The following is a 24,086-nucleotide window of genomic DNA, read 5'->3' as shown; positions in this document are numbered from 1 at the left end:
TGACGCCATGAAAGCCAGTTACGACAGAATAATCGTTCTCGATACAGAAACCACGGGTATGAACCGTGAAGGCGGCCCAGTTTATGAAGGGCACAAAATTATTGAAATTGGCGCCGTGGAGATCGTGAACCGTAAGCTAACGGGGAGACATTTCCATGTGTATATCAAACCTGATCGTCAAATCGATCCAGAGGCAATTTCTGTCCATGGTATCACTGACGAATTTCTGGTTGATAAGCCTGCATATGCCAAGATCCACCAAGAGTTTCTTGAGTTCATTAAAGGCGCTGAATTGGTCGCTCATAACGCTCCCTTTGACGTCAGCTTTATGGACAGTGAATTCCAGACGTTAGATCCAAGCATCGGCAAGACCACGGACTATTGTAAGGTCACCGATACCCTTGCCATGGCAAGAAAAATCTTCCCGGGCAAGCGCAACAATCTTGATGTGCTTTGTGATCGCTATGGCATAGATAACTCTCACCGAACGCTGCACGGGGCATTGTTGGATGCCGAGATCCTAGCTGACGTTTACTTGCTGATGACGGGCGGCCAGACAACCTTGTCATTCAGTGGGAAGGACTCAAATGATCAGGATGCTAATGGGGAATCCATCCGACGCGTCGAAGTGGGCACGAAAAAGCTAAAGATCATCCATGCATCTGCCGATGAACTAAAAGAACATGAAGCGCAGTTAGACATTATTGCGAAAAACGGCAGTTGCCTCTGGCGGTAACAGGAGACAGTATGAAATTTGGGTGGATTGGCGTGCTGCTAGCGTTGTTGACGACATTCAACGTCGCGGCGGAGCAGACATCTGATCGAGATATTCGGTTGCTGAACAACCGATTCCGGATCGACTCCACCATCACTCAGGTCGCCTTTATTATTTATCGGCAGAATCCGAGTCAGCCTGTGGTGCTCGTTCAGCCTGATGGCACCAAGTTATACGCGTGGAGACACCCCGACCATGTCTCTTGGCATCAAGAGCCTGACATGGACATCGTGTCTGTTCTTAACCCTATGCCCGGCCCTTGGCAGGCCATAGGCAAAGTCACACCTGAAAATAAGATCCGCATCCTGTCTGAACTCAGCATGAAAGTGGACACTTTCCCTGATCGCCTTTATCAGGGCGAAACCCTGAAATTTACCGCACGTCTGATGCAGGCCAACGAACCGTTAAATTTACGCGATTTTCTCGATCGCGTTGAGCTTACCGTGACGTTTACCGAGTATCTGGAAAGTGTCGATGACATTCCGGTTGATCAGCGTCCTCAGGAAATGTCCTTGGGCCGATTTGTGGATGATGGCTCAGCATTAGATGAGGTTGCTGGTGACGGCATTTTTACTGTCGAGTTACCGATTAATGTCGCACCAGGGAAATACCGAGCCAGAGTAACATCGGGTAACGGCGTTTTCTTTCGCACGCTGGAACAAGAAGTCTTGGTTTATCCAACCCCACTAATGGCAACTTTTACCCAAAGTCGTAAAAAAGCCCTACCGCACCATTTGCTGGTGGAATCTGACAGCGCCAGTATTGAAGCGGGCACCATCGCAGCGCACGCCGAATTTACGGATACCAACGGTAAACTTTCGGTTTATCAGGGAGTATCCAGTGAAGATTACACTGCGCTGAATGTTGAGATAGATAACTTTGGCGAACCAGGGCGACACAGATGGTTCGCTTGGCTGTACGGAACGGACAAATTATCTGGGCGTCCTCTTGTTTTCCATTTGCCAGAGCAGACATTCGCCGTCGCCGACTATGAAGCGATTGAGAAAGCTAAGCTTGAGCGTGACGAGCGTGAGGCTGAGCGTGAGCGTATCGAGGAAGAAAAGCGCCAAGCCATTCAGCGTGAAGAAGATCGAAAGATGGCGATGATTACCATCATTGGCGGCAATATTTTGCTGTTGGTACTGGCGATATTGACGTGGTTCATCATTCGTAAGATTAAAGCCAAGAAGCTAGCGGCTGAAACAGAAGAAGAATTAGAAGCGCCGCCACCTGAAGAGCCTGACAAAGCGGCATAATGATGATGTATAGCATGTGTGAGCGCCAACGATAGCCAGCAATAGTGACAGTGAGTCACAACGATAAGGAACAAAGACGGTCAGCCGGAATGAATCTCAATTACCGTTGGTGAATAAACACTTAGGCCAGATAAAAAAAGGAGAAGCATGGCTTCTCCTTTTTGTTTGTTGCGCATGCGGCAGGTTATGCCGCGTGAATCACTTTATCCAGAGCTTTGCTTGCTGCTGCAAGCTCATCAGACTCAAAATCATCCACGTTGATGGTTTCTAATCGTCCTTCTTCTGCGATGCACAGAATCTCAGCTTCTTTCTCGGTGATAACGCCTTCAGTTAAACCGACATGTGCCACTTTATCTAGGAACATGAAAGGTAGCTTTTTACCGGTTGCGTCGCAGACCTTTTTGTAAACAGGTTCAGCTGCCAAGATATCCAGTAGCGCTTTCTCAATCTTACCGACAGGGTTGTGCTCTGAGGCTTCAAGGAACTGACCACGACCGATACGGCTTCGTGTTTCACTCGGCGTTTGCAGGATTTGTGCAACCATACCGTCGAGCTTATCACTTGGCTTGGTACGGCGGGTGCCAAATGGGAAGAGCAAAACACGCAAAGGTGCAGCTATCCAGCGGCTTGGGAAGTTAGCCAAAAACTCGATAAGCGCTTCTTCCGTTTGATACAAGGCGTCTTGCATGCCCCAATGAACCAATGGGAGGTCGGCTTTTTGGTAGCCTTCATCCGCATAACGCTTCATGGTCGACGATGCCATGTAAAGCTGGCTCAATACGTCACCTAGGCGCGCAGAAAGGCGTTCTTTACGCTTAAGGTTTCCGCCTAGCACTGCCATCGAAATATCGGCTAGCAGCGCGAGGTTTGACGCATAGCGGTTCATTTGCTGATAGTAACGTGCGGTTTCGTCTTTACGTGGTGCTTTCGAGGTACGACCGTCAGTCAGACCTAGCCAAACTGAACGAACAAGATTACTGATCACAAAGCCCACATGGCCAAACAAAGCTTGGTCAAATGCAGTAAGAGCTTCGCGTTCATTTTCGTTGTATGCCGCTTCCATTTCCGTCAATACGAATGGGTGACAGCGGATTGCACCTTGACCAAAGATGATCATGGAGCGCGTCAGAATGTTTGCGCCTTCTACGGTGATCGCAATCGGCGAGCCTTGGTAGCCCCGAGCCAAGAAGTTCTTCGGCCCTAAACAAATACCTTTGCCACCAACCACATCCATGGCATCAATCACGGAACGTTGGCCGCGGTGAGTACAGTGGTATTTCACAATGGCAGAAATGACAGATGGCTTCTCGCCTAAATCGATACCTGTTACAGTCAGCGCACTTGCGGCGTCCATCACGTAAGCGTTACCGCCAATACGCGCCAAAGGCTCTTCGATCCCTTCCATTTTGCCGATAGGCAGTTTGAATTGGCGACGGATGCGTGCATAGGCGCCAGTTGCCAAGGCCGCGGATTTTAGGCCGCCGGTTGAATTTGAAGGCAGCGTAATGCCACGACCCACTGACAGACATTCAACCAGCATGCGCCAGCCTTGCCCCGCCATATCAGGTCCACCAATGATGAAGCTCAATGGGACAAAAATGTTGTTGCCGCGCGTCGGACCATTTTGGAACGGCAAGTTCAGTGGAAAGTGGCGGCGACCGATTTCAACACCGTCAATATCGGTCGGGATTAACGCACAGGTAATACCGAGATCTTCTTTGTCGCCGAGCAAGCTGTCAGGGTCTTTCAGTTTAAATGCCAGACCAAGAACTGTTGCCACTGGCGCAAGGGTAATATAACGCTTGTTCCAAGTGATCGACATACCCAGAACTTCTTCACCCTGCCACATGCCTTTCGTGATAAAGCCTTCATCTGGAATCGAGCCGGCATCCGAACCGGCTTCTGGGCTAGTGAGAGCAAAACACGGGATTTCCAGACCTTTCGCTAGGCGCGGCAGGTAGTAGTCTTTTTGATCGTCAGTGCCATAGTGTTGCAGCAATTCGCCAGGACCAAGGCTGTTTGGAACACCAACAGTTGAAGATAAGACGCTAGATACGCCAGTTAGTTTTTGCAGCACCAAAGATTGCGCGTATGCAGAAAATTCCAGGCCGCCATATTCTTTTTTGATGATCATGGCGAAGAATTTGTGATCTTTGAGGAACTGCCAAATATCTTCAGGAAGGTCTGCAAGCTCGTGAGTCACTTGGTAGTCATTCACCATACGACAAACTTCATTTACAGGGCCATCAAGAAACGCACGCTCTTCCGCGCTCAAACGCGGCGCAGGAATATCATGCAACTTGTTCCAATCAGGAGCGCCACGGAACAAATCCGCTTCCCACCAAACGGTACCTGCATCAATCGCTTCTTTTTCTGTTTGTGACATCTCAGGCATGACACCTTTAAACATCTTCAGCGCAGGTTTACTCAACCAACTTTCGCGGAAGGAGCGCACATTGAGAGGAATGGCGACGGCAAAGAAAACGAGCCAGCCGATCTGGCCGACATTGCCAAGCACAGATCCAACAATTAACAAAATCGCGGCTGCGGCGGTGAACATCTTTAATCCTGCGCGGTGATAAGCCAAAAGCGCCAGCACTGCTAGGAACGTTGTAAGGTACAGGGTTGTTGCCATGTCAGGTTCTCCTTCTCCATCAACCCAAACTTTAAATGGTAAGAGGTCATACCACTCAATTGTAAGCAGGTTTTTAACGGAATGTAAAATGATGACCGACAGAAATGTGCACAATGCTTCACACTGGGTAACAATTAAACGCCGTGCAATTATTAGGCGCCTGTTTTTACGCTGTAATCAGAAGGTGAGCCTGATTATCGACAGCTTCTGGCATTTACAGGTACACTGCTTTGATAGGCCGGCGGCTTGATCCGCAAACAGTCAACAATCGATAAAGAGAATTGCCCATGTACCAAGATCTGATTCGCTCCGAGCTCAATGAAGCAGCTCACGTGCTAAACGCGTTTCTTAGCGACGACAAAAATATTGCTGATATTGAAGCGGCGGCAACCTTGCTGGCAGATTCATTCAAAGCAGGCGGAAAAGTACTCTCATGCGGTAACGGTGGCTCGCACTGTGACGCCATGCACTTTGCTGAAGAGCTGACGGGACGTTATCGCGAAAATCGCCCAGGTTATCCTGCGATTGCGATCTCTGACCCAAGCCATATTTCTTGTGTGAGCAACGATTTTGGCTACGAATTTGTTTTTTCACGCTACCTAGAAGCTGTTGGTTCGAAGGGTGATGTGTTGTTTGGTTTATCGACGTCTGGTAATTCAGGTAACATCCTTAAAGCGATTGAAGCTGCAAAAACCAAAGGCATGAAAACCATTATGCTAACCGGTAAAGACGGCGGCAAAATGGCGGGCTTAGCGGACATCGAAATCCGCGTCCCTCACTTTGGTTATGCTGATCGCATCCAAGAGGTACATATCAAGATTATTCATATCTTGATCCAGTTAGTTGAAAAAGAAATGGAAAAATAATCCAAGGAAAGCGTGACGGAATATGTGTGAACTTCTTGGCATGAGTGCCAATGTACCCACTGATATATGTTTTAGTTTTACTGGCCTAATTCAGCGAGGGGGCAATACTGGCCCTCACCGCGATGGCTGGGGTATCGTCTTTTACGAAGGCAAAGGTTTTCGTACGTTTAAAGACCCTAATCCAAGCTGTAACTCGAAGATTGCTGAATTGGTACAAAGCTATCCGATCAAAAGTTGTGCGGTGATAAGTCATATTCGTCAAGCTAACCGTGGTGATGTGAATTTGGTGAACACGCACCCATTTACTCGCGAAATCTGGGGTAGCTATTGGACTTACGCGCACAATGGTCAATTGACAGGGTACGAAGATTTACCAACAGGCCATTTTAAGCCCGTTGGTGAAACAGACAGTGAGAAGGCTTTTTGTTGGTTGTTGTGTGAGATCGAAAAGCATTATCCCGACAAGCCTGATGACATGACCGAAGTGTTTCGCTTTATTGCTAGTCGTTGCGACATGCTCCGTGAACTGGGTGTGTTCAATATGCTGTTCAGTGACGGTGATTATGTGATGGCTTACTGCACCAACAATCTTCATTCAATCACGCGTCGCGCACCCTTTGGCAAAGCCAGTTTAATTGACGAAGAAGTGACGGTGGATTTTCAGCAAGAAACCACGCCGAATGATGTAGTAACAGTGATCGCCACGCAGCCCCTGACCAACAATGAAACGTGGCATAAAATGCAGCCGGGTGAATATTGTGTGTTTCATTTGGGTGAGGTGATTACCTGCAATCAGGCAGAAATCGCTCAGAAGGCGAGTGCGGCACAACGTGCTTAGTTTCTCTTCCTCGTTAACGCTGAGGGTTAATTTTGCTGAGTTAGTTTTGATTTGCTAGCTCGGATGAACAGCCTGAAAAGAAAAAACGCGCCACTTCATCCGTGGCGCGTTTTTTATTGGCTGCTTTTCGCCAATTGCTATGTGTTTGAGTAGCCGAATTCAGTTATTCAGGCGCATAGCCATGCTGGCCGAGCGTCACACTGTCTAACACGGCATTGCCTCCAACCATTTGTAGTCTATCTTGGCAAAACCATTCAACGACGAGCGGGTAGATGCGGTGTTCCTGCTCTTGGATACGTTCAAATACGGAATCCGCATTGTCGTCTTCAAAAATAGGAACGCGCGCTTGAAGAATAACGGGGCCACCGTCTAACTCTTCAGTAACAAAGTGCACTGACGTTCCATGCTCTTTATCACCTGCATCAATGGCGCGCTGGTGGGTATTTAACCCCGGGTATTTGGGTAACAGTGAAGGGTGGATGTTTAACATCTTGCCTTCATAGTGACGAACAAACGCCGGCGTCAGAATACGCATAAAACCTGCCAGCACGATCAGATCGGGCTCATATTCATCGATGGTCGCCATTAACTGGTTGTCGTATTGGCTGCGATCAGTGATACCTTTGCTGGCAACCACCACCGCATCAATACCTGCATCCTTTGCACGAACGAGACCGTAAACGTCTTCTTTATTCGCAATCACCGCCGCAATATGAATGTCATTTTTATCATGACAGCGATCGATGATAGCTTGAAGGTTAGAGCCATTCCCTGAAACCAGAACAACCAGCTTTTTCATGGTTACTCCTTGATCTCTACCTGCTCTTCACCGTCGGCAGCGTTTTCAATGTTGCCTAGCAACCACGCATTTTCGCCTTCTTGATTCAGGATATTGATCGCTTGCTGTGCTTGCTCTGCTGGGAGAGCAACGATCAGACCGACACCACAGTTGAAGGTGCGATACATTTCATGATCCGTCACGTTGCCGTTTTCTTGTAGCCAAGTGAAGATCGCAGGCCATTCCCAGCTGTTGCCGTTAATAACTGCTTTAGTGCCTTGCGGCAATACGCGAGGAATATTTTCCCAGAAACCGCCGCCTGTGATGTGAGAAATCGCATGCGCATCGCAAGTTTCAAGCATCTTTAAAACAGGCTTAACATAAATGCGGGTAGGTTCTAGTAGGTGCTCACCCAGTGTTTTACCGTCCAACTCTGCATTCACATCGGCGTTAGACACTTCGATGATTTTGCGAACCAAGCTGTAACCGTTTGAGTGAGGGCCTGATGATGCGATAGCAATGATGGCATCGCCAGCACTGACTTTCGTTCCATCAATAATGTCTTCTTTTTCCACAACGCCGACGCAGAATCCTGCTACGTCATAATCTTCACCTTCATACATACCTGGCATTTCAGCGGTTTCACCACCAATCAGTGCACAGCCTGATTGCAAGCAACCTTCACCAATGCCCGTAACAACGCTTGCTGCGGTATCAATATCCAACTTACCTGTCGCGTAGTAATCAAGGAAGAATAATGGTTCAGCACCTTGAACAATCAGGTCGTTGACACACATCGCGACCAAATCGATGCCAATGGTGTCGTGTTTTTTCAGATCCATCGCTAGGCGAAGTTTGGTGCCTACACCGTCAGTACCTGAGACCAGTACCGGTTGTTTGTATTTTGTAGGCAGTTCACAAAGTGCGCCGAAGCCACCGATACCACCCATCACTTCAGGGCGACGAGTACGCTTAACTACGCCTTTGATTCTGTCGACCAGGGCGTTGCCTGCATCGATATCTACACCTGCATCTTTGTAGCTTAGAGAAGACTTATTATCGCTCACTGGGGATCCTTACCGAGTTGTGGACTTAAAAGCCGCGCCATTTTAACAGCGACATTCTAAAAAGGAAAACGTTTGCGTAAGGCAAATTGCAGCAAAAAAACGCAACTGGTTGTATGTAACTATTCCGCTCATTTTTCTTGTGTATAATGCGGGGAATTTGTTTTTTGCAGGAGTCTGTCATGAAAGTCGTTGAGGTTAAGCACCCGCTGGTTAAGCATAAAATCGGTTTGATGCGTGAAGGTGATATCAGTACCAAGCGTTTTCGCGAATTAGCGACCGAAGTTGGCAGCCTGCTGACGTACGAAGCAACATCAGATTTCGAAACAGAAAGAGTCACCATTGAAGGCTGGAATGGCCCGGTTGAAGTCGACCAAATCAAAGGTAAGAAGGTCACGGTTGTGCCAATCCTGCGCGCGGGTCTAGGCATGATGGACGGCGTTCTTGAGCACATTCCAAGTGCACGTATCAGTGTTGTTGGTATTTACCGCGACGAAGAAACGCTAGAGCCTGTGCCTTATTTCCATAAGCTTGCAAGCAACATCGAAGAGCGCATGGCGCTGGTGGTTGACCCCATGCTGGCGACGGGCGGTTCGATGATCGCGACGATCGATCTGTTGAAAGAAAACGGTTGTGACAACATTAAAGTATTGGTTCTGGTTGCGGCACCTGAAGGTCTTGAAGCCTTAGAAAAAGCGCACCCGGACGTTGAACTGTACACTGCAGCAATCGATGAAAAACTGAATGATAAAGGCTACATCGTTCCTGGTTTGGGCGATGCCGGCGACAAGATTTTCGGTACTAAGTAACTGAGCTAATGTCATCGAAAGCGGAAACGCAATATGTAAAAAGGCTTCCCGAGGGAAGCCTTTTTTGTGCTTAGTGGAATGTGTTCAAAGGCTTAGTCTTCCATCTGGGCATTATCAACAACGTGGGTTTCACCCATGTCATGCGGCAGAATAAGGTTCAGCAAGATAGCGACGATACCGCAAAGACTGATGCCTTGTAGACTGAATTCACCAATACCAAACGCCATGCCACCAATACCAAATACCAGCGTCACTGCCACAATGGTCAGGTTGCGAGCTTTATGTAAATCGACCTGATTTTTGATCAAGGTGTTGAGGCCAACTGTAGCAATAGAGCCAAACAGCAAAATCATGATGCCGCCCATGACTGGAACTGGAATGGTTTGCAGCACTGCGCCCAATTTACCGACAAATGCCAAGATGATGGCGGTCACCGCTGCCCACGTCATGATCGCGGGGTTAAATGCGCGCGTTAGCATCACGGCCCCCGTCACTTCACTGTAGGTGGTGTTAGGCGGCGCACCGAACATGGATGCTGCCATGGTTGCGATGCCATCACCTGCCATGGTGCGGTGTAGGCCCGGCTTCTTCAGATAGTCTTTTCCGGTGACATTTGAAATCGCCAGCATGTCGCCCACGTGCTCGACCGCAGGCGCGATAGCCACAGGGATCATGAACAAAATCGCGTTAATGTTAAATGCCGGTGCGGTAAATGCAGGCATGGCGAGCCAAGCGGCGTTCAGCACTGGCGAGAAGTCGACCACGCCGAAGAACAATGCCGTCACGTAGCCTGAAACAATACCAGCCAAAATAGGCACTAACCGGAAGAAGCCCTTGGCAAAAACAGACATCGCAATGGTGGTTGCCAGTGAAATACCTGAAATCCAAAGTGCCACTGACCCATCAACAAGTTGCAATGCGCCGTCACCTGATTTACCTAGCGCCATGTTTACCGCTGCTGGTGCCAAGCCCAGGCCAATCACCATGATCACGGGACCCACTACAACAGGTGGAAGCAGCTTGTGAATAAAACCAACGCCTCTCACTTTAATGATGCCGCCCATGAGCACATAGACCAGACCAGCCACCATCAGGCCACCCATTGTGGCAGGAATACCCCAAGTTTGGACGCCGAACATAATAGGAGCGATAAAAGCAAAAGAGGAAGCGAGGAAAATGGGGACGGAGCGTTTTGTCACAAGTTGGAAAAGCAAGGTGCCTACACCAGCACCGAACAGTGCAACGTTAGGGTCGAGTCCGGTGAGTAGCGGAACTAGCACTAACGCGCCGAAGGCCACAAATAACATTTGTGCCCCGAGTAAGAATTGCATCATGACGCTCCTTCCTTTAATAAAAAAAATCGGCAGATACTATCATGAACTGTAAGGACATTGGATCACCACGCATCATCTTGTCGACGAGTTACACACCTTGTTGCTAACTTTTTGCTCCGTGTGAGGTCAATGAGAGGGTAGGTTCTATTCTATTGGTGTCGACTACATTGTCAGTGGTTTGGGTATATCGCTCAAATTCGGCGTTTTGCCATTGCTGACAGTGTGGCTTCAATTTATGATCAACGTTTAAAAATCGAGTTATCTGGCAAATATATGTTACGAATCTTCTTTTTCGTTTTAGCGTTAGTGCTGGGACAAACCAGTGCAATGGCTGCTTCACTATTCAGTACGGAAGTGGTGCTGGATGATAGCGACAGAGCAACAGAGCAAGCTGCAAAAGAAAAAGCGTTTGTTGATGTGCTTGTGCGCACGTCGGGTGAATCCGCCTTGGGTGACAATCCCGTGATTCAAAAAGCGCTGCCGTCTGTGAATCAGTACATTACCCAGTTGGGGTATGGTGAGTCTGAGGGATTACGCACATTGGTGCTGGCGTTTGATGATGCCAAAATCCGAACATTATTGACGCAGGCGCAAGCGCCATATTGGGGGGTACCGCGCCCAGAAGTACTGTTTTGGCTGGTCGAAGACAATGCATCTCAGCGCAACGTGGTGTGGGAACAGTCGGATTCCCAGTTGATTAATATGCTGAAAGCGGAAGGTGAGCGACGTGGTTTACCTGTGCTTATGCCTGTGGGTGATTTTGATGATGTTGTCGCGGTGTCTATTCCCGATCTTTGGGGAGGCTTTGCTGCACCTATTGCTCAAGCAAGCGCGCGTTATAACCCAACCGGCGTTGCTGTGGTGAAAATACGTAATAACCGTTTGAGCTGGCAGTTGTTTCCAAATGCCGCAAGCATTGGCAATGATGCGCCGTTAGAAGGTCAAGCAGCGGGCGCTCCTGCTCAAGCCCTTGCAAAAATGGTCGATGATATTTCAGATTATTATGCTGACCGTTTAGCCATTAACTTGGGTGTAGCCGACAACAGTGCCAAAGCGCTGCAAATCTCGGGTTTAAATGATGCTGAAGATTTCTTCGTGGTTGAGCGCACCCTAAAAGGGCTTAACTCGGTTGCAGCGCTCCGTTTGGAGTCGATTGAGTCAGGGACCGCAACATTCCGCATTAGCTTGTTGGCGAATGAAGATATCTTTCATAACGAGATAATGACCGATAGACGTTTACGTCGTGTTGAAGTGTTACCTGAGCCGTCAGTGATTCCTGCACCTACACAGCCTGCAAATATCGAGGCGGGTGAGGTTATCGACGGTGTTGTTGTTCCATCACTGGTTGTTCCTGATGCTGTTGTGCCAGTCACGCCAGCAATCACTTATCAGTGGATTGGCTAGCGGATTCGTTAAACTAAGCGAAAAAAAAGCAGATGATTATTCATCTGCTTTTTTTATGTCTTTTGGGTTGCTAAGTACAATTACTTCTCAAATCGCGCCTTTTCTTCACGTTCAACTTGAGACAGCTTTTTCAGACCCAATCCTAATTCTTGCCCTTTGCGTTTAGCAAAATAGATGTTGCTGACAAATGAAGTAGACGTCAGAACTAACTCGACCAATGCTAGCCATCGCTCACCTTGATCAACCCAAAGGATGGTCAGCGCGTGAATGAAGTAAAACATCAGAATGAAATTTGCCCACGCATGGGTGTAGGGTTTACCAGTAAGGATGCCTTTCAATGGGAAAAGCAAAGGGATTAGCCACGCAATGGTGACGCCGTAGGGGTTCACGTGCACATGCGGCGATAACACGCCGTGCCAAAGACCCACCCAGACAAATAAACCAAGATAGGAAAAAAGTGCAGCCGCTCTTAAGCGAGAAATAGAAGAGAACAACGGGATAACTCCTTTTATCAATGTTGCAGCTTGGCAGCGATATCCGCCAATCGCTTACCAGCCACTATTGCTAGTGCTTTTTCGTCGCTGTCAGGCTGACGCCGACTTTCACCAGTGACGTGAGAAGGGCCGTAGGGTGAGCCACCGCCAGATGTCGTATGCAATGCAGGTTCGGAATGAGGAAGTCCAACAATGATCATGCCGTGGTGCAACAATGGCAGCATCATGGATTGCAAAGTGGTTTCTTGCCCGCCATGAAGCATAGAGCCTGAACTGAACACGATCGCAGGCTTGCCAATCAAGGTACCAGCCAGCCACGCTTTGCTGGTGCTATCGATAAAATGCTTCAGTGGTGCCGCCATGTTTCCAAAACGAACAGGGCTACCCAGAGCCATACCATCACAAGCCGTCAAATCATCAAGGGTAACAAACGGGTCATCAGGTTCAGAAAATATCGGGTCTTCACCTGCAGTAGCCAGTTCCGGTACCGTGCGTAGTCTCGCAACCGCGCCCGTCGACTCAATGCCTCTGGCAATCAAGCGCGCCAGTTTTTTTGTTCCGCCATGGCGGCTGTAGTACAGCACTAAGATCTCAGTCATTAGAGGATATCAAGAACGCTTTCAGGAGGGCGTCCCATAGCGGCTTTGCCATTGGCAACCACGATTGGGCGCTCAATCAATTTAGGGTTGGCAGCCATTGCAACGATTAACTGCTCGTCTGTCACGGACGCGTCGCCCAAGTTGAGTTCTTTGTAAATGTCTTCCTTGGTGCGCATCATTTGGCGTGGAGAGTCATAGCCCAACTGAGACAGCAAGGTTTTGATGGTTTCAACCGAAGGAGGGGTGTCTAAATAGGCCACAACGTCTGGTTCAATGCCACGCTCAGTCAGCAGCGCAAGTGTTTGACGGCTCTTTGAACAGCGAGAGTTGTGATAAATAGTGACTGACATGAAAGCTCCTTTTTACTGCGTTCGTCGTCGCAATGTTTATTGTTATTGTAAATATATTAGCGTTGAAGTGCCGCGTATCGCGCTTCTTCAACCCTAAGCTGATCAATACGTGCATCGTAGCGGGCTTGATCAAGGCTGCCAAGGTCGACCAGCTGGCTAGCTTGTGTGTAATTGTTAATGGCTTTGTGCCAGCGTCCTTGTAGTGCATATAGCTCGCCTTGTGCGGCTAATGCGCCATGACGGATACCTTGATTGTCATATGCCTCTTGAAGCAGTGACCACCCATTAACGTCATTGGGATAGCGATGGGTATATCGCATCAATCCAGATGTTGCTTGTTTGTATTTTTCCGCTTTCACCAGCACGTAATCGCGGTTCAATAACAAAACGGGGTTATTGGGTTGGCTTTCCAATGCGGTGTTAAGGCGCGTTAATGCCTGATCAAAATGCTTTTGGTTGACATCAAGGTCGGTCATTGCATCCAAAAAGAAGCGGTTATTTGGTTGTGCTTTATACAGCGGTATTAGCAGTGCGCCAGCTTTGTCGAATTGGCGGCTATCAATGTAAACCAGCGCTTTGCCGTAATTGAGAGATTGGGCTTGCGCCGGCGAGGCTTTCTTTAAGTCTCGATTAAACCCATCCAACGCGGCGTTTGCATCAATACCAGCATACCTTGCAATCACCCGCGCTCGTGCCAGTTGATATTCCGGTGAATATGGAACAGTTTTTTGCGGGTACTGCTGCGCGCGATCTCGAGAGTCTGTAATACGTGAGTCTGGCAACGGGTGCGTCAGCAGAAACTGAGGGGGTTTTGACGCAAAGCGATATTGATCAGACAAACGCGTAAAGAATCGCGGCATAGCATTCACGTCGAACCCAGATCGAGACAGCGTTTCGATACCAACGCGGTCCGCTTCTTTTTCATTGCTGCGGGTATAATTTATCTGGCTTTGAATGGAAGCGGCAGTGGTCGCTTGAACCGCGGCGATGCCCGCTTGTGGTGCTGCGATTGCAAGCATCAGAGAACCGACAAGCGCGGCCATGGTCAGTGGGGTTTGCCTTGCCTGCTCCTCCATCGCGCGAGCAAGGTGGCGTTGTGTTAAGTGCGCAATTTCATGCGCGACCACCGAAGCCAATTCACTTTCGCTTTGAGCGTGGAGAAAAAGACCCGTGTGCAGGGCAACATGGCCACCAAAGAATGCAAACGCATTAATGTCACGATTGCGAATTAGGATAAATTCAAACGGTGTTTTTACATCATTCGCATTTGCAACTAATGTTGCACCGAGCGATGAAATATACTCGGAAAGAAGCGGGTCGGTCACGATTGGTTGGCTTCCACGCAGCATACGCATGTAAGCATTGCCGTATTCGATCTCTTTTTCGACCGATAACGTGCCCGCCGCTGCTGTGCCAATGTCGGGCAGTTCGCTGTAGCTTGTTGCCATTGCAGGTGAAGACAGCGACAGAGATGCGACAAGCAGACTAGTCGTCATTTTTTTGAACAATTGCATAACGGACGTGAGTGCCTCCAGCACGCGGAAAGGTAAGAATGCGATATCTTAGTAGTAGACACCAGACCCACTAAGAGGTTCTAAACTGTTTACCCTAATTACCTTATTGTCGTGGCGACCCAAACTACTTCTCCGCGTCGTTTGAGTATACAATGCGGTCGATAATAGCGATCAGTGAGAAAGAATGGAAATTCAATCCCTTGATTTGCGTGAGCATCGTTGTCCTATGGCGCTGCTTATGGCTAAAAGAGCCTGCGCAACGTTGGGGCAGGGACAGCAAATAGCGCTATATGTTTCGGACAGCGGGGCATTGAAAGACATTCCTCGTTATTTAACTAATAACGGGTTTGATTTTGAGCAGCAGACTGTTCATGGAGCGACGGTGTTTCACGTCACCAAACTTTAAACGGGAATTTACATGCTAGAAATGCTTAACCGTTGGTACCAACGACGGTTTTCCGATCCGCACGCAGTTAGCCTGATGGCGTTGCTTGTTATTGGCTTTGTTGTCATTTACTTCTTTGGCAATTTGTTAGCGCCGCTGCTGGTGGCCATTGTGCTGGCGTATTTGCTTGAATGGCCTGTGTCTAAAATGGTGTCATTCGGCCTGCCTCGCGTCGTTTCCGTGATGCTAGTGTTAACCCTCTTTGTTGGCTTGATGCTGTTGGCCTGTTTCGGTCTGGTGCCTACCATTTGGACGCAGGTGATCAATTTGATTGCCGATATCCCGACCATGTTCAACGATTTCCAGAATTATATCTCCCATTTACCAGAAGCCTACCCAGACGTTATTCAACCTGAGATGGTTAAAGCGTTTATTGATACGTTGCAAAGTCGTGTGCTGGGCTTAGGGGAAACCGCTGTGAAAGGCTCGTTGGCATCGCTAGTGAGTTTGGCAACATTGGCGGTCTACTTGATTTTGGTTCCCTTATTGCTGTTCTTCTTGTTGAAAGACCGTGACCAAATGCTGGCGTCTTTTAGCACCTTATTGCCGCGAAATCGTAAACTGACGAATCGTGTCGGCACAGAGATGAACGAGCAAATTTCGAATTACATCCGCGGTAAAGTGACAGAAATCATTATTGTTGGCATCGCCAGCTACATTACTTTTGCACTATTAGATTTACGTTATGCGGCGTTGTTGAGTGTGGCGACAGGGCTGTCAGTATTGATCCCGTATATTGGCGCAGCTGCTGTCACCTTACCGATTTTCATGGTGGCTTTGTTCCAATGGGGGATCAGTCCCGATCTGGGATATCTGATGCTTGCTTACGGTATTATTCAAGCCCTTGATGGCAATGTGCTAGTACCTGTTCTGTTTTCTGAGGCGGTCAATCTCCACCCTGTTGCGATTATTGTGGCTGTTTTGGTGTTTGGTGGTCTCTGGGGATTCTGGGGCGTATTTTTTGCGATTCCTCTGGCAACATTGGTTAAGGCGGTATGGAATGCATTGCCATCGAATGATCTCGAAGATGATGCAGTGGAAGAATCTTCCAACTAAAATGATCCTTACTGGGCAGAACAAGGTAACAAGAAGAGACCTTTAACGGTCTCTTCTTGTTTACGCAGATAAACATTATTTTAATTAAAATGAGAGTTTCGATCTTGATGGGTAATGAGCGTTCAGGGTTGGCGACGACAAAAGCACCGTTCAAAGTGGGTATTGTCGGAGGTGGCGTTGCAGGAGCGACTGCGGCATTAAAAATGGCAGGGCTAGGTATTGAAACGCTTTTGATTGAAGCGGGAGCAAGCCTGGTCAGTGGTCCGCCGATTTGCCATTTACATGCCGGCGGTAATCTATATCGTGAAATTTCCGACGAACAATGCATCGCATTGTTGGAGCAATCTATAGCGACAGTGCGTGCCTACCCGCACAGTGTGAATCGTCGTCCTACCGTGATTGCTATCCCAACGACAGATGCAGGCGAGCCTGACGCCATTTTGAGCCGGCTTGCCCTGCTTACTGAACATTACCGTACGCTCATTGAAAACGACCCAAACAACGCTGTTTTGGGGGATCCTGACCAGTATTACACGCTCTACGATAAAGAAGATCTGGTGCGTTTAGCACAGCGTCCATTGCCAGAAAACCCGCAAACGCCAGATGATTGGTTAATCCCCGTGGCGAAGTTTATGCCACATGACAAATTCAAATTCCCATTGGTTGTGGTGCAAGAATACGGACTTAGCGTGTTTCGTTTAGCTGCCACGGCTGATCTTGGCTTGGCGCAATCGCCTCATTGCCACGTGTATTTAAACCAGAAAGTGACAGGTCTTGAACCGTCGCAAGAGAGTTGGACCATTCGAACTCATGACGCTGACGGCAATGCGCACTCACACCACGTTGATTTTCTCATTAATGCATGTGGCTTTCGTACTGGCGTGTTGGATGACTTTGTCTCGTTTCCTCGTCAGCGTTGGGTGGAATACAAAGCCGCTTATGTTGCTCATTGGCCGTCACAGCCTGGGGTGTGGCCGGAAGTCATTGTACACGGTGAACGCGGCACACCGCAGGGCATGGCGCAGCTGACACCTTACGCTCAGGGGTTTATCCAGTTACATGGTATGAGCCAAGACATCACGTTGTTTGAAGGCGGTTTGGTGTCGAGTACTTCGGAGTCAGCACAGCCCAATTTGCCTGAACATATGGTGGTGAAAGCCGATGGTGGCTGGGAGTGGGGCGAAATTCGTCAACGAACTGAACGCGCCATTTCTCATTTCAGTCAATGGTTGCCTGAATTTGAACACGCAGAAGTCGGTGGCAAGCCGCTTTGTGGAGCGCAGCAAATCCCAGGAAGCGATCCAAGCTTACGAGCGGCCGATGCGACATTTGAAGGAGATCGCTATGCGCGTGTTGAGTTGGTTAAAGCCTCCTCAGCGCTGCAAGCAGCCGATCGTATACTGGCTCACTGTGAATCCAATGGCTGGGTTTCATTGCCAGCAGGCTGGAAAACACCCTCTTTGGCACTGACTGCCTCGTTGGAACAAAACGCGATTGTAGAGAAAGCTAAGCAGATTGCACGTGGTCGTGATTTCCCCGAAGCCCTTGCACTGCCTTTTCCTCACGAATGATCGACACTCTGCTCTTGTGGCAGTGAGTTAACGAATCGGACAGAAAGAGAAAGCCGACAATTGTCAGCTTTCTCTTTTTTTATCAGTAAATAACGCCGTATTTGGCGGTATTCTCTTTGTTATTAACCTGGTTATTCGCCTTTGAGGTAATTAATGACAACCTCGTGGTGATCTTTGGTTTTGAATTTGTTGAACACATGCTCAACATTGCCATCTTCACCAATCAAGAAGCTCAGGCGATGAATGCCATCATATTCACGACCCATGAATTTTTTCGGTCCCCAAACACCAAAGGCATCGGCCACAGCGTGGTCTTCATCACTCAGCAGCGTAAAGTTAAGCGCTTTCTTCTCTTCAAAGCCTTTCAGTTTTTTTACCGGATCGGGGCTAATACCTAAAACAACCGTGTTTAACGCCTCTAACTCACTTTTGCTGTCACGCAGTGAACAGGCCTGAGTGGTGCAACCTGGTGTCATCGCTTTTGGATAGAAATATACCAGCACCTTATTTTTGCCTTTGAACTGACTTAGCGATACGGTGTTTCCGTCTTGGTCTTGCAGCGAAAATTCTGGTGCTAATACACCAGCGGTTAAGGTTTGCATGTGTCTTCCTTTTTCATTTTTATCATTAGCTGACTGTTGAGCGATATGGTCGTTCAATGTCTGAACGTTTCCATGCATATTGACATGGTAACGTGATGTCTTTTCGGCACAATCACTCACGGTGAAGCAAGGGTATTTGAGCAATAAATCCGTATTTTCTGTTTCAACTGAACCGAAAATGCGACTACAAGAAAAAACGCATTTGGTCATTTAGAGAAAAGGTATACGTATCAATGAACAATATCGTTCATTTTCACGGTGATCAACCGCGCAAACACAAGGAATAGGCCTACTCGCGACGCTTGTTTTTGCCTAGCGCCAAAAGTACCATGGACGAAAACGCATTTTTGGAGAAGGAAATGTTTTCAGGAAGTATCGTGGCACTTGCCACGCCGATGGATAGCTCTGGTGAGATTGATTACGCCAGTTTGAAAAATCTCGTTGATTTTCACGTTGATGCTGGAACTGACGCCATTGTTTCTGTAGGAACAACGGGAGAGTCTGCAACTGTCACCGTCGAAGAGCACATCAAGATTGTTCTGAAAACACTGGAATTTGCGGATGGCCGTATTCCTGTTATTGCCGGAACCGGTGCAAATGCCACTCATGAAGCCATTACCTTCAGCAAGATGTTCGCAGGCTCAGGTATTGCGGGTTGCTTGAGCGTAGTGCCTTATTACAACAAGCCTTCACAAGAAGGGCTGTATCAGCATTTTAAGGCCATTTCTGAATCTAGCGAATTACCACAGATTCTGTATAACGTGCCTGGTCGTACCGTCGCAGACATGCTGCCTGAAACCGTTGGTCGTCTTTCCGAGTTCAAAAACATCATTGGTATCAAAGATGCGACCGGTGATCTTGATCGCGTGCGTCAACACCGTGAACTTTGTCGTGAAGATTTTATCTTACTTAGTGGTGATGACCTTACTGGTCTTGATTTCGTCGCAGCGGGCGGTCAGGGCGTGATTTCTGTTACCAACAATATTGCTGCTGCGCAAATGGCGAAAATGATGAAGCTGGCGCTGGCAGGTGAAATGGATGAAGCCCGTTCAATCAATGAAAAGATTATGCCGCTGCACAAAGATCTTTTCGTAGAAGCGAACCCAATCCCTGTTAAATGGGCATTGCATCAAATGGGCTTGATTGCTGATGGTACGTTGCGTTTGCCTCTCACTGTTTTGAATGCTGATTTACAGCCTCGAGTGAAACAGGCATTGATTGACGCAGGCGTGCTGTAATGCTTCTTTGGAGATTTAATGAAACCTGTTTTTAAACTCGGCTTGAGTGTAGTACTGGTCGCCTCGTTGGCGGCTTGTTCAAGTGCCGATAAGCGACGCCAAGCGTCGGATGATTTCGAGTATCTCGACGCACCTGCTTTGTCTCAGTGGCAGACTTTGCCAGATCAACAACCTGAGTTTTCCGGTGCTTACCGTATTCCAGAGCGTCAGTTTGACGGCCCTGTCGGACGTGATATTGATATTCGACCACCTCAGCAGATTCTCGAGCTGATCCCTGGCGCGCGTTACGAGCAAGATACAAAAGGTGTTACTGTCTGGATGCCGCGTGCAGAGCAGGCAGAGCGTTTGTGGCAAACCATTGAAGATATGGCGTCACAGACTCAAATTCCGGTTCGCACAGCGTCTGCGGATAGCATTGAAACCGATTGGGTGGTGTGGACGATTGAAGACGATGAGGAGGTGATTGAAAGTCGCTATCTGCTCACGCCGATTGAAGATCGTGCCCGTTATGGCTTTCGCATCGACATGGTGGAATGGAAACGTAACGGCGAATCAGAGAACCTGAGCTTGGCTTCTCGTGAACGCTACAATGTGCAAATGACCAATCTGATCGCAGCGCGTTATGACAACGATTTACGTGAAGAAGCACGTTTGAAAGCGCAAGAGTTGGTGAAGAATATTCCAATCAGCTTAGGCAAAGACCGCAGTGGTCTACCTGTCATCATTGCACGTGCGCCTTACGATGTGTTCTGGGAGCGTTTGCCGAATATTCTCAATGAACTTGGCTTCACCGTTGAAGATCGTAATCGCTCTCAAGGAACCTTGAGTGTGGCGCTTAAAGAGCAGGATGATGAGTTCTGGCAAGAGCTAGGTGTTCAGCCGCTTCAGCTAGATCGCAACAAGTACAATATCTTGTTGGGTGATTTGGGTAACCGCACGTCAATCAACGTGACTGACAGTGCAGGTAAACCTGTGCCGGAAGAACAATTGGCGAACCTGAGCCCTGCCCTGGTTGCAGCTGTTGAGCGTTTGAATCGTAACTAGTTTGGTTGCTGATTACTGATATGAAAAGAGAGGACGCCAAGGCATCCTCTCTTTTTTTATTTTGTTCTATCGTGATTTAAGCTCAATCAACTAAGCCATAATCCGCTTTCAAGATAGCAATAATTTCTTGTTTTGGATTTTCACTTAAATGGATCGGATGGCCTACGATTTTCTCAGCAATACCAATATAGGTGCGAGAAATATCCATCAAGGCTTCTTCAGGCAAGATGTTGTCGCGCGCCAATGCTTCGCGCTCAGGCATACGGTTTTTATTCAACAAAATGTCTGGATCAGGGAAGTACTTGAGCAAGAACTGTCTAAACCCTTCTTTTGAGTTTTCAACAATCTTGCCAGCGTTATATTCCGCCGTATCCCAGATGCGTGATGAATCAGGCGTGCCTACTTCATCCATATAGATCAGCTTCTCCTGACCTGCGGCATCGGTGACATACCCAAATTCAAATTTGGTATCGACAAACGTTTGCCCCACTTCTTCCAGCGCCTTGCTGATCACGCCAAAGCCTTCTTTGAGCAGTGTTTCATAACGGGCAATATCGTCGACGGATGAGAAGTTAAACGCAGCGATATTGTCTTCAATGTTCTTGCGGGTGATGTTCACGTCGTCCGCTTCTGGCACACCCGGTATTCCTTTTAGAATCCCTTTGGTTGATGGTGTGATCAAAAGCTCAGGCAGTTTCTTGTCTCTTTCCAAGCCTTCTGGCAATGCGATACCGCAAAATTCGCGTTCGCCTTTTTCATAGGCGCGCCACATAGAACCTGTGATGTACTGACGGCAAATCGCTTCAACTTTGATAGGCTTGGCTTTTTGCACAATCCAGACGAAAGGATGCGGAATATCGAGAATATGACTGTCTGCCAAACCATTTTCTTTGAACAGCTTGAACCAATGATTAGAGATCGCATTGAGTGCTGCACCTTTACCGGGTACGCCTTTTAAACCGCCTTCACCTTGCCAGATGCAATCGAATGCGGAGATACGGTCGCTGATGACCATGATTGCCAATGGGGCATCAGGGGCGACATCGTAGCCTTTTTCTTTGATAAGGCGCTGACTGTCTTCTTCAGTCAGCCAGTAAACGGAACGCACTTTTCCACTGTGCACAGGCTGGTGGGTACGAATGGGAAGATCGTCGTTAACGGCGAGAACTTGATCCGCAAGGCTCATTGAGACATTCCTATCTAGGGTTAAACGGCAAACACAAAGTGATGAGAGTGCTCACATCACCCATTTGTTGGCATCATACCAGAACTCTTTTGTGCTGTTAGCGAAAAAAGCAAACGTTTGCCTAAAAAGTTCGAATGTCGAATTGGCATAAAATATAGGTGGCAGAGGGGAGAAATAAGGCGAAGTTAACGCGCCTTATTCGGTGGGATCACCAATACGAGGATTTGTCGTCAGAATCGTCGTCAGTTGGCGTGGTTTTCTTTGGCTGTTCTTTGCTTGCCGCGTCGTCTTTTTTGTTCTCTCTCTGACGCATACCAAGTTTAGATTTTGCGGTGTACTTCAACGCCATGATATTACTGACCACCACCGCGACCACGATAAAAATGATGACGTAGGGGTTAGTGAGAATGTCCATGTTCAGGCCTCGCACACATTGGTAACGTACTTCGAATATATCCCTTTGAGTGACAAAAGGATAGCGTCCTGCCCACAGATGTCAGACGTTGCTATGACGCTGCGTAATACCTCTTCGGTTAACGCATCGAGTATACCCACTGTGACCGCTTTATGGCTGATATGCCATGGCTCAAAGGCAACGCCACCTCTGTCTTCATGATAGGGGAAGAAAAAGCCAAAGCTGGCTAGGTTTGCTTCCAGCCAATCAAAGAAAGGGGCTTGATGACCGGACAGGTATTCCCAAGGTTCAAGCTGAATGCTTGCGCCCTTTGGTAGCAAATTTGCCGCATAGATATCCATGTCTGTGCCCCAATGATGACGGCTAGCACCGGGTAGCGCAGACCAGCGTAAAATGGCCTGCACTTTTTCATGATCGCTCAGCGTGCTTGGATCAAGAGGATTACCGTTATCATCCAAGATCGGACGATTGCCTGAAAACTTGCTGTTCCAAATCATTTTCTGACGGTCAAAATCGCGAAAGCTGCTAGCAATGACAAGTTCAAAACCGGCGGCTTTTGCGCTTTCTTGCAGACGCAGAAAATCATCCACAATATCGCGGTGTAGCAAGCGATCATCCAGTTCAACCAGATGATCACGTGTTTGCCCTGTCAGAGATGATATGGTCCAACTCATTTGGCGAATAGCTTCTCCAGCACTTTTTGGTACATATCCGTTAGCTTCTCAAGATCCGCCACTTTTACGCACTCGTTCACTTTGTGAATGGTGGCGTTTACTGGGCCAAGCTCAATCACTTGCGTGCCCATCTGCGCGATAAATCGACCATCAGATGTACCACCCGTGGTCAAAAGCTGGGGTTTTTGATGGTTCACTTCATCTACCGCATCCACAACCGCATCAAGCAAAGATCCGGTGTCGGTTAAAAATGGGTGGCCGCTAAACGTCCAAACAAGATCGTAGTCTAAGCCGTGTGCATCCAGCACAGAATGTACGCGTGCTTTGATATCGTCAGCGGTTAATTCCGTGCTGAACCTAAGGTTAAACTGAACCTTGAAGTCTCCCGGGATCACATTGCTTGCGCCAGTACCTGACGACAGGTTTGGAATTTGAAAACTGGTCGGCGGGAAATAGTCGTTGCCTTCATCCCACTGAATGGCAGCAAGCTCGGCCAGTGCGGGCAAAGCCTGATGAATCGGGTTTCGTGCCAGTTGCGGGTAGGCGACATGGCCTTGAATTCCCTTAACGGTGACATCGCCTGTGATAGAGCCGCGACGGCCATTTTTCACCACATCTCCGACTGCGTGTGTACTTGATGGCTCACCCACAATGCACATGTCGATGATTTCATTGCGTGCCATCAAGGTATCAACCACGCGTGTTGTGCCGTTGATAAATGGGCCTTCTTCATCTGATGTGATCAGAAAGGCAATAGAGCCAGTGTGGTTAGGGTGATCGGCAATAAAACGTTCAACGGCAACGACCATGGCAGCCAGTGAGCCTTTCATGTCCGCCGCACCGCGACCATGCAGATAGCCATCAATCAGCGTCGGCTCAAAAGGAGGTGTGTGCCATTGCTCCAAAGGGCCTGCTGGGACGACATCGGTGTGACCTGCAAACGCAAACAATGGTGATGCTGTGCCACGACGCGCCCATAGGTTGGTGGTGTCTTCAAACACAAGGCGTTCAATAGTAAACCCGAGTGCTTCAAGGCGCTGAATCATCAGCTCCTGACAACCTTCATCGATGGGGGTAACGGAGGGGCGGCCGATCAAATCCTTGGCCAAAGACAATACAGCGCTGTCTGTCATGAGTCG

At 48.4% G+C, this 24,086-nt stretch carries 24 protein-coding genes; 11 read left to right on the top strand and 13 right to left on the bottom strand.

The window, feature by feature from the left end:
- Positions 1-7 precede the first annotated feature (7 nt).
- Positions 8-736, top strand: coding sequence for a DNA polymerase III subunit epsilon (gene dnaQ / locus AB8599_RS12010; RefSeq protein WP_407331158.1), 729 nt, complete (start codon positions 8-10; stop codon positions 734-736).
- 11 nt (positions 737-747) lie between these two features.
- Positions 748-2,031: a TIGR03503 family protein gene (locus AB8599_RS12005; RefSeq protein ID WP_407331157.1), complete on the top strand. Its 1,284-nt coding sequence runs from the start codon at positions 748-750 to the stop codon at positions 2,029-2,031.
- 184 nt (positions 2,032-2,215) lie between these two features.
- Here the strand turns inward: AB8599_RS12005 and fadE are convergent, their stop codons facing one another.
- The gene (gene fadE, locus AB8599_RS12000) at positions 2,216-4,666 is read right to left on the bottom strand and encodes an acyl-CoA dehydrogenase FadE (protein ID WP_407331156.1); all 2,451 of its coding nucleotides are present in this window, start codon (positions 4,664-4,666) and stop codon (positions 2,216-2,218) included.
- A gap of 287 nt (positions 4,667-4,953) precedes the next feature.
- Here fadE and lpcA point away from each other — a divergent pair, with 287 nt between their 5' ends.
- Both lpcA and AB8599_RS11990 read left to right on the top strand, forming a co-directional pair.
- Positions 4,954-5,532 carry a D-sedoheptulose 7-phosphate isomerase gene (gene lpcA / locus AB8599_RS11995; protein WP_016960045.1) on the top strand — a complete coding sequence of 193 codons (579 nt, stop codon included), beginning with the start codon at positions 4,954-4,956 and terminating at the stop codon, positions 5,530-5,532.
- A gap of 22 nt (positions 5,533-5,554) precedes the next feature.
- On the top strand, positions 5,555-6,370 hold the full coding sequence (locus tag AB8599_RS11990) for a class II glutamine amidotransferase (protein WP_407331155.1): 816 nt from the start codon (positions 5,555-5,557) through the stop codon (positions 6,368-6,370).
- 163 nt (positions 6,371-6,533) lie between these two features.
- Here AB8599_RS11990 and purN read toward each other — a convergent pair whose 3' ends face one another.
- Both purN and purM read right to left on the bottom strand, forming a co-directional pair.
- Positions 6,534-7,169, bottom strand: coding sequence for a phosphoribosylglycinamide formyltransferase (gene purN / locus AB8599_RS11985; protein ID WP_407331154.1), 636 nt, complete (start codon positions 7,167-7,169; stop codon positions 6,534-6,536).
- A 2-nt stretch (positions 7,170-7,171) separates the two neighbouring features.
- Positions 7,172-8,215, bottom strand: coding sequence for a phosphoribosylformylglycinamidine cyclo-ligase (purM, locus tag AB8599_RS11980; protein WP_407331153.1), 1,044 nt, complete (start codon positions 8,213-8,215; stop codon positions 7,172-7,174).
- A 179-nt stretch (positions 8,216-8,394) separates the two neighbouring features.
- Between purM and upp the strand changes: the two genes are divergently transcribed.
- Positions 8,395-9,021 (top strand): uracil phosphoribosyltransferase, encoded by a 627-nt coding sequence (upp, locus tag AB8599_RS11975; protein ID WP_407331152.1) that lies wholly within the window; start codon positions 8,395-8,397, stop codon positions 9,019-9,021.
- Positions 9,022-9,113: 92 nt separating this feature from the next.
- Here the strand turns inward: upp and AB8599_RS11970 are convergent, their stop codons facing one another.
- On the bottom strand, positions 9,114-10,355 hold the full coding sequence (locus tag AB8599_RS11970; RefSeq protein ID WP_407331151.1) for a uracil-xanthine permease family protein: 1,242 nt from the start codon (positions 10,353-10,355) through the stop codon (positions 9,114-9,116).
- Positions 10,356-10,577: 222 nt separating this feature from the next.
- Here AB8599_RS11970 and AB8599_RS11965 point away from each other — a divergent pair, with 222 nt between their 5' ends.
- Complete coding sequence (locus AB8599_RS11965) at positions 10,578-11,759, top strand: DUF2066 domain-containing protein (protein WP_407331150.1); 1,182 nt, start codon at positions 10,578-10,580, stop codon at positions 11,757-11,759.
- 80 nt (positions 11,760-11,839) lie between these two features.
- Here AB8599_RS11965 and AB8599_RS11960 read toward each other — a convergent pair whose 3' ends face one another.
- From AB8599_RS11960 to AB8599_RS11945, 4 genes are read right to left on the bottom strand one after another with little or no spacing between them, the layout of a single operon-like run.
- Positions 11,840-12,253, bottom strand: a complete 414-nt coding sequence (locus AB8599_RS11960) for a DUF2069 domain-containing protein (protein ID WP_407331149.1) — start codon at positions 12,251-12,253, stop codon at positions 11,840-11,842.
- Positions 12,254-12,270: 17 nt separating this feature from the next.
- Entirely contained in the window at positions 12,271-12,852 is a 582-nt protein-coding gene (gene wrbA, locus AB8599_RS11955; RefSeq protein ID WP_407331148.1) for an NAD(P)H:quinone oxidoreductase, read from the bottom strand.
- On the bottom strand, positions 12,852-13,202 hold the full coding sequence (gene arsC / locus AB8599_RS11950; RefSeq protein ID WP_407331147.1) for an arsenate reductase (glutaredoxin): 351 nt from the start codon (positions 13,200-13,202) through the stop codon (positions 12,852-12,854). The genes wrbA and arsC overlap by 1 nt, the downstream gene beginning before the upstream one ends.
- A gap of 56 nt (positions 13,203-13,258) precedes the next feature.
- Positions 13,259-14,716, bottom strand: coding sequence for a M48 family metalloprotease (locus tag AB8599_RS11945; RefSeq protein WP_407331146.1), 1,458 nt, complete (start codon positions 14,714-14,716; stop codon positions 13,259-13,261).
- Positions 14,717-14,900: 184 nt separating this feature from the next.
- Here AB8599_RS11945 and AB8599_RS11940 point away from each other — a divergent pair, with 184 nt between their 5' ends.
- The 3 genes from AB8599_RS11940 (at position 14,901) to AB8599_RS11930 (ending at position 17,788) form a co-directional block, all read left to right on the top strand.
- Positions 14,901-15,122 (top strand): sulfurtransferase TusA family protein, encoded by a 222-nt coding sequence (locus AB8599_RS11940; RefSeq protein WP_407331145.1) that lies wholly within the window; start codon positions 14,901-14,903, stop codon positions 15,120-15,122.
- Between the two features lie 12 nt (positions 15,123-15,134).
- On the top strand, positions 15,135-16,217 hold the full coding sequence (locus tag AB8599_RS11935) for an AI-2E family transporter (protein ID WP_407331144.1): 1,083 nt from the start codon (positions 15,135-15,137) through the stop codon (positions 16,215-16,217).
- Between the two features lie 107 nt (positions 16,218-16,324).
- Positions 16,325-17,788: an FAD-dependent oxidoreductase gene (locus AB8599_RS11930; RefSeq protein ID WP_407331143.1), complete on the top strand. Its 1,464-nt coding sequence runs from the start codon at positions 16,325-16,327 to the stop codon at positions 17,786-17,788.
- 131 nt (positions 17,789-17,919) lie between these two features.
- Here the strand turns inward: AB8599_RS11930 and bcp are convergent, their stop codons facing one another.
- Entirely contained in the window at positions 17,920-18,390 is a 471-nt protein-coding gene (gene bcp / locus AB8599_RS11925) for a thioredoxin-dependent thiol peroxidase (protein WP_407331142.1), read from the bottom strand.
- Between the two features lie 359 nt (positions 18,391-18,749).
- On the opposite strand from bcp, the gene dapA reads away from it, so the two are divergent.
- Positions 18,750-19,628 (top strand): 4-hydroxy-tetrahydrodipicolinate synthase, encoded by an 879-nt coding sequence (gene dapA, locus AB8599_RS11920; RefSeq protein ID WP_407331141.1) that lies wholly within the window; start codon positions 18,750-18,752, stop codon positions 19,626-19,628.
- Between the two features lie 18 nt (positions 19,629-19,646).
- A complete protein-coding gene (gene bamC, locus AB8599_RS11915) occupies positions 19,647-20,672 on the top strand; it encodes an outer membrane protein assembly factor BamC (RefSeq protein ID WP_407331140.1) in 1,026 nt (341 codons plus the stop codon).
- Between the two features lie 82 nt (positions 20,673-20,754).
- Here the strand turns inward: bamC and AB8599_RS11910 are convergent, their stop codons facing one another.
- From AB8599_RS11910 to dapE, 4 genes are all read right to left on the bottom strand, one after another.
- Complete coding sequence (locus tag AB8599_RS11910) at positions 20,755-21,858, bottom strand: phosphoribosylaminoimidazolesuccinocarboxamide synthase (protein WP_407331139.1); 1,104 nt, start codon at positions 21,856-21,858, stop codon at positions 20,755-20,757.
- A gap of 208 nt (positions 21,859-22,066) precedes the next feature.
- On the bottom strand, positions 22,067-22,273 hold the full coding sequence (locus tag AB8599_RS11905) for a DUF2897 family protein (RefSeq protein ID WP_407331138.1): 207 nt from the start codon (positions 22,271-22,273) through the stop codon (positions 22,067-22,069).
- A gap of 2 nt (positions 22,274-22,275) precedes the next feature.
- Entirely contained in the window at positions 22,276-22,947 is a 672-nt protein-coding gene (locus tag AB8599_RS11900; RefSeq protein WP_407331137.1) for a M15 family metallopeptidase, read from the bottom strand.
- Positions 22,944-24,080 (bottom strand): succinyl-diaminopimelate desuccinylase, encoded by a 1,137-nt coding sequence (gene dapE, locus AB8599_RS11895; RefSeq protein WP_407331136.1) that lies wholly within the window; start codon positions 24,078-24,080, stop codon positions 22,944-22,946. Before dapE ends, AB8599_RS11900 begins: the two co-directional genes overlap by 4 nt.
- Between the last annotated feature and the right edge of the window lie 6 nt (positions 24,081-24,086).

The organism is Enterovibrio litoreus, assembly GCF_045679545.1.
Taxonomy (GTDB): Bacteria; Pseudomonadota; Gammaproteobacteria; order Enterobacterales; family Vibrionaceae; genus Enterovibrio.
The sequence above is the reverse complement of the archived record's forward strand: the minus strand, read 5'-3'. Positions and strand labels throughout refer to the sequence as shown.

What these genes read in the sequence shown, in the direction of transcription:
- dnaQ (WP_407331158.1), top strand. Translation starts at nt 8, where the DNA reads ATGAAAGCCAGTTACGACAGAATAATCGTTCTCGATACAGAAACCACG.
- AB8599_RS12005 (WP_407331157.1), top strand. Translation starts at nt 748, where the DNA reads ATGAAATTTGGGTGGATTGGCGTGCTGCTAGCGTTGTTGACGACATTC.
- fadE (WP_407331156.1), bottom strand. Translation starts at nt 4,666, where the DNA reads ATGGCAACAACCCTGTACCTTACAACGTTCCTAGCAGTGCTGGCGCTT.
- lpcA (WP_016960045.1), top strand. Translation starts at nt 4,954, where the DNA reads ATGTACCAAGATCTGATTCGCTCCGAGCTCAATGAAGCAGCTCACGTG.
- AB8599_RS11990 (WP_407331155.1), top strand. Translation starts at nt 5,555, where the DNA reads ATGTGTGAACTTCTTGGCATGAGTGCCAATGTACCCACTGATATATGT.
- purN (WP_407331154.1), bottom strand. Translation starts at nt 7,169, where the DNA reads ATGAAAAAGCTGGTTGTTCTGGTTTCAGGGAATGGCTCTAACCTTCAA.
- upp (WP_407331152.1), top strand. Translation starts at nt 8,395, where the DNA reads ATGAAAGTCGTTGAGGTTAAGCACCCGCTGGTTAAGCATAAAATCGGT.
- AB8599_RS11970 (WP_407331151.1), bottom strand. Translation starts at nt 10,355, where the DNA reads ATGATGCAATTCTTACTCGGGGCACAAATGTTATTTGTGGCCTTCGGC.
- wrbA (WP_407331148.1), bottom strand. Translation starts at nt 12,852, where the DNA reads ATGACTGAGATCTTAGTGCTGTACTACAGCCGCCATGGCGGAACAAAA.
- arsC (WP_407331147.1), bottom strand. Translation starts at nt 13,202, where the DNA reads ATGTCAGTCACTATTTATCACAACTCTCGCTGTTCAAAGAGCCGTCAA.
- AB8599_RS11945 (WP_407331146.1), bottom strand. Translation starts at nt 14,716, where the DNA reads ATGCAATTGTTCAAAAAAATGACGACTAGTCTGCTTGTCGCATCTCTG.
- AB8599_RS11940 (WP_407331145.1), top strand. Translation starts at nt 14,901, where the DNA reads ATGGAAATTCAATCCCTTGATTTGCGTGAGCATCGTTGTCCTATGGCG.
- AB8599_RS11935 (WP_407331144.1), top strand. Translation starts at nt 15,135, where the DNA reads ATGCTAGAAATGCTTAACCGTTGGTACCAACGACGGTTTTCCGATCCG.
- AB8599_RS11930 (WP_407331143.1), top strand. Translation starts at nt 16,325, where the DNA reads ATGGGTAATGAGCGTTCAGGGTTGGCGACGACAAAAGCACCGTTCAAA.
- bcp (WP_407331142.1), bottom strand. Translation starts at nt 18,390, where the DNA reads ATGCAAACCTTAACCGCTGGTGTATTAGCACCAGAATTTTCGCTGCAA.
- dapA (WP_407331141.1), top strand. Translation starts at nt 18,750, where the DNA reads ATGTTTTCAGGAAGTATCGTGGCACTTGCCACGCCGATGGATAGCTCT.
- bamC (WP_407331140.1), top strand. Translation starts at nt 19,647, where the DNA reads ATGAAACCTGTTTTTAAACTCGGCTTGAGTGTAGTACTGGTCGCCTCG.
- AB8599_RS11910 (WP_407331139.1), bottom strand. Translation starts at nt 21,858, where the DNA reads ATGAGCCTTGCGGATCAAGTTCTCGCCGTTAACGACGATCTTCCCATT.
- AB8599_RS11905 (WP_407331138.1), bottom strand. Translation starts at nt 22,273, where the DNA reads ATGGACATTCTCACTAACCCCTACGTCATCATTTTTATCGTGGTCGCG.
- AB8599_RS11900 (WP_407331137.1), bottom strand. Translation starts at nt 22,947, where the DNA reads ATGAGTTGGACCATATCATCTCTGACAGGGCAAACACGTGATCATCTG.
- dapE (WP_407331136.1), bottom strand. Translation starts at nt 24,080, where the DNA reads ATGACAGACAGCGCTGTATTGTCTTTGGCCAAGGATTTGATCGGCCGC.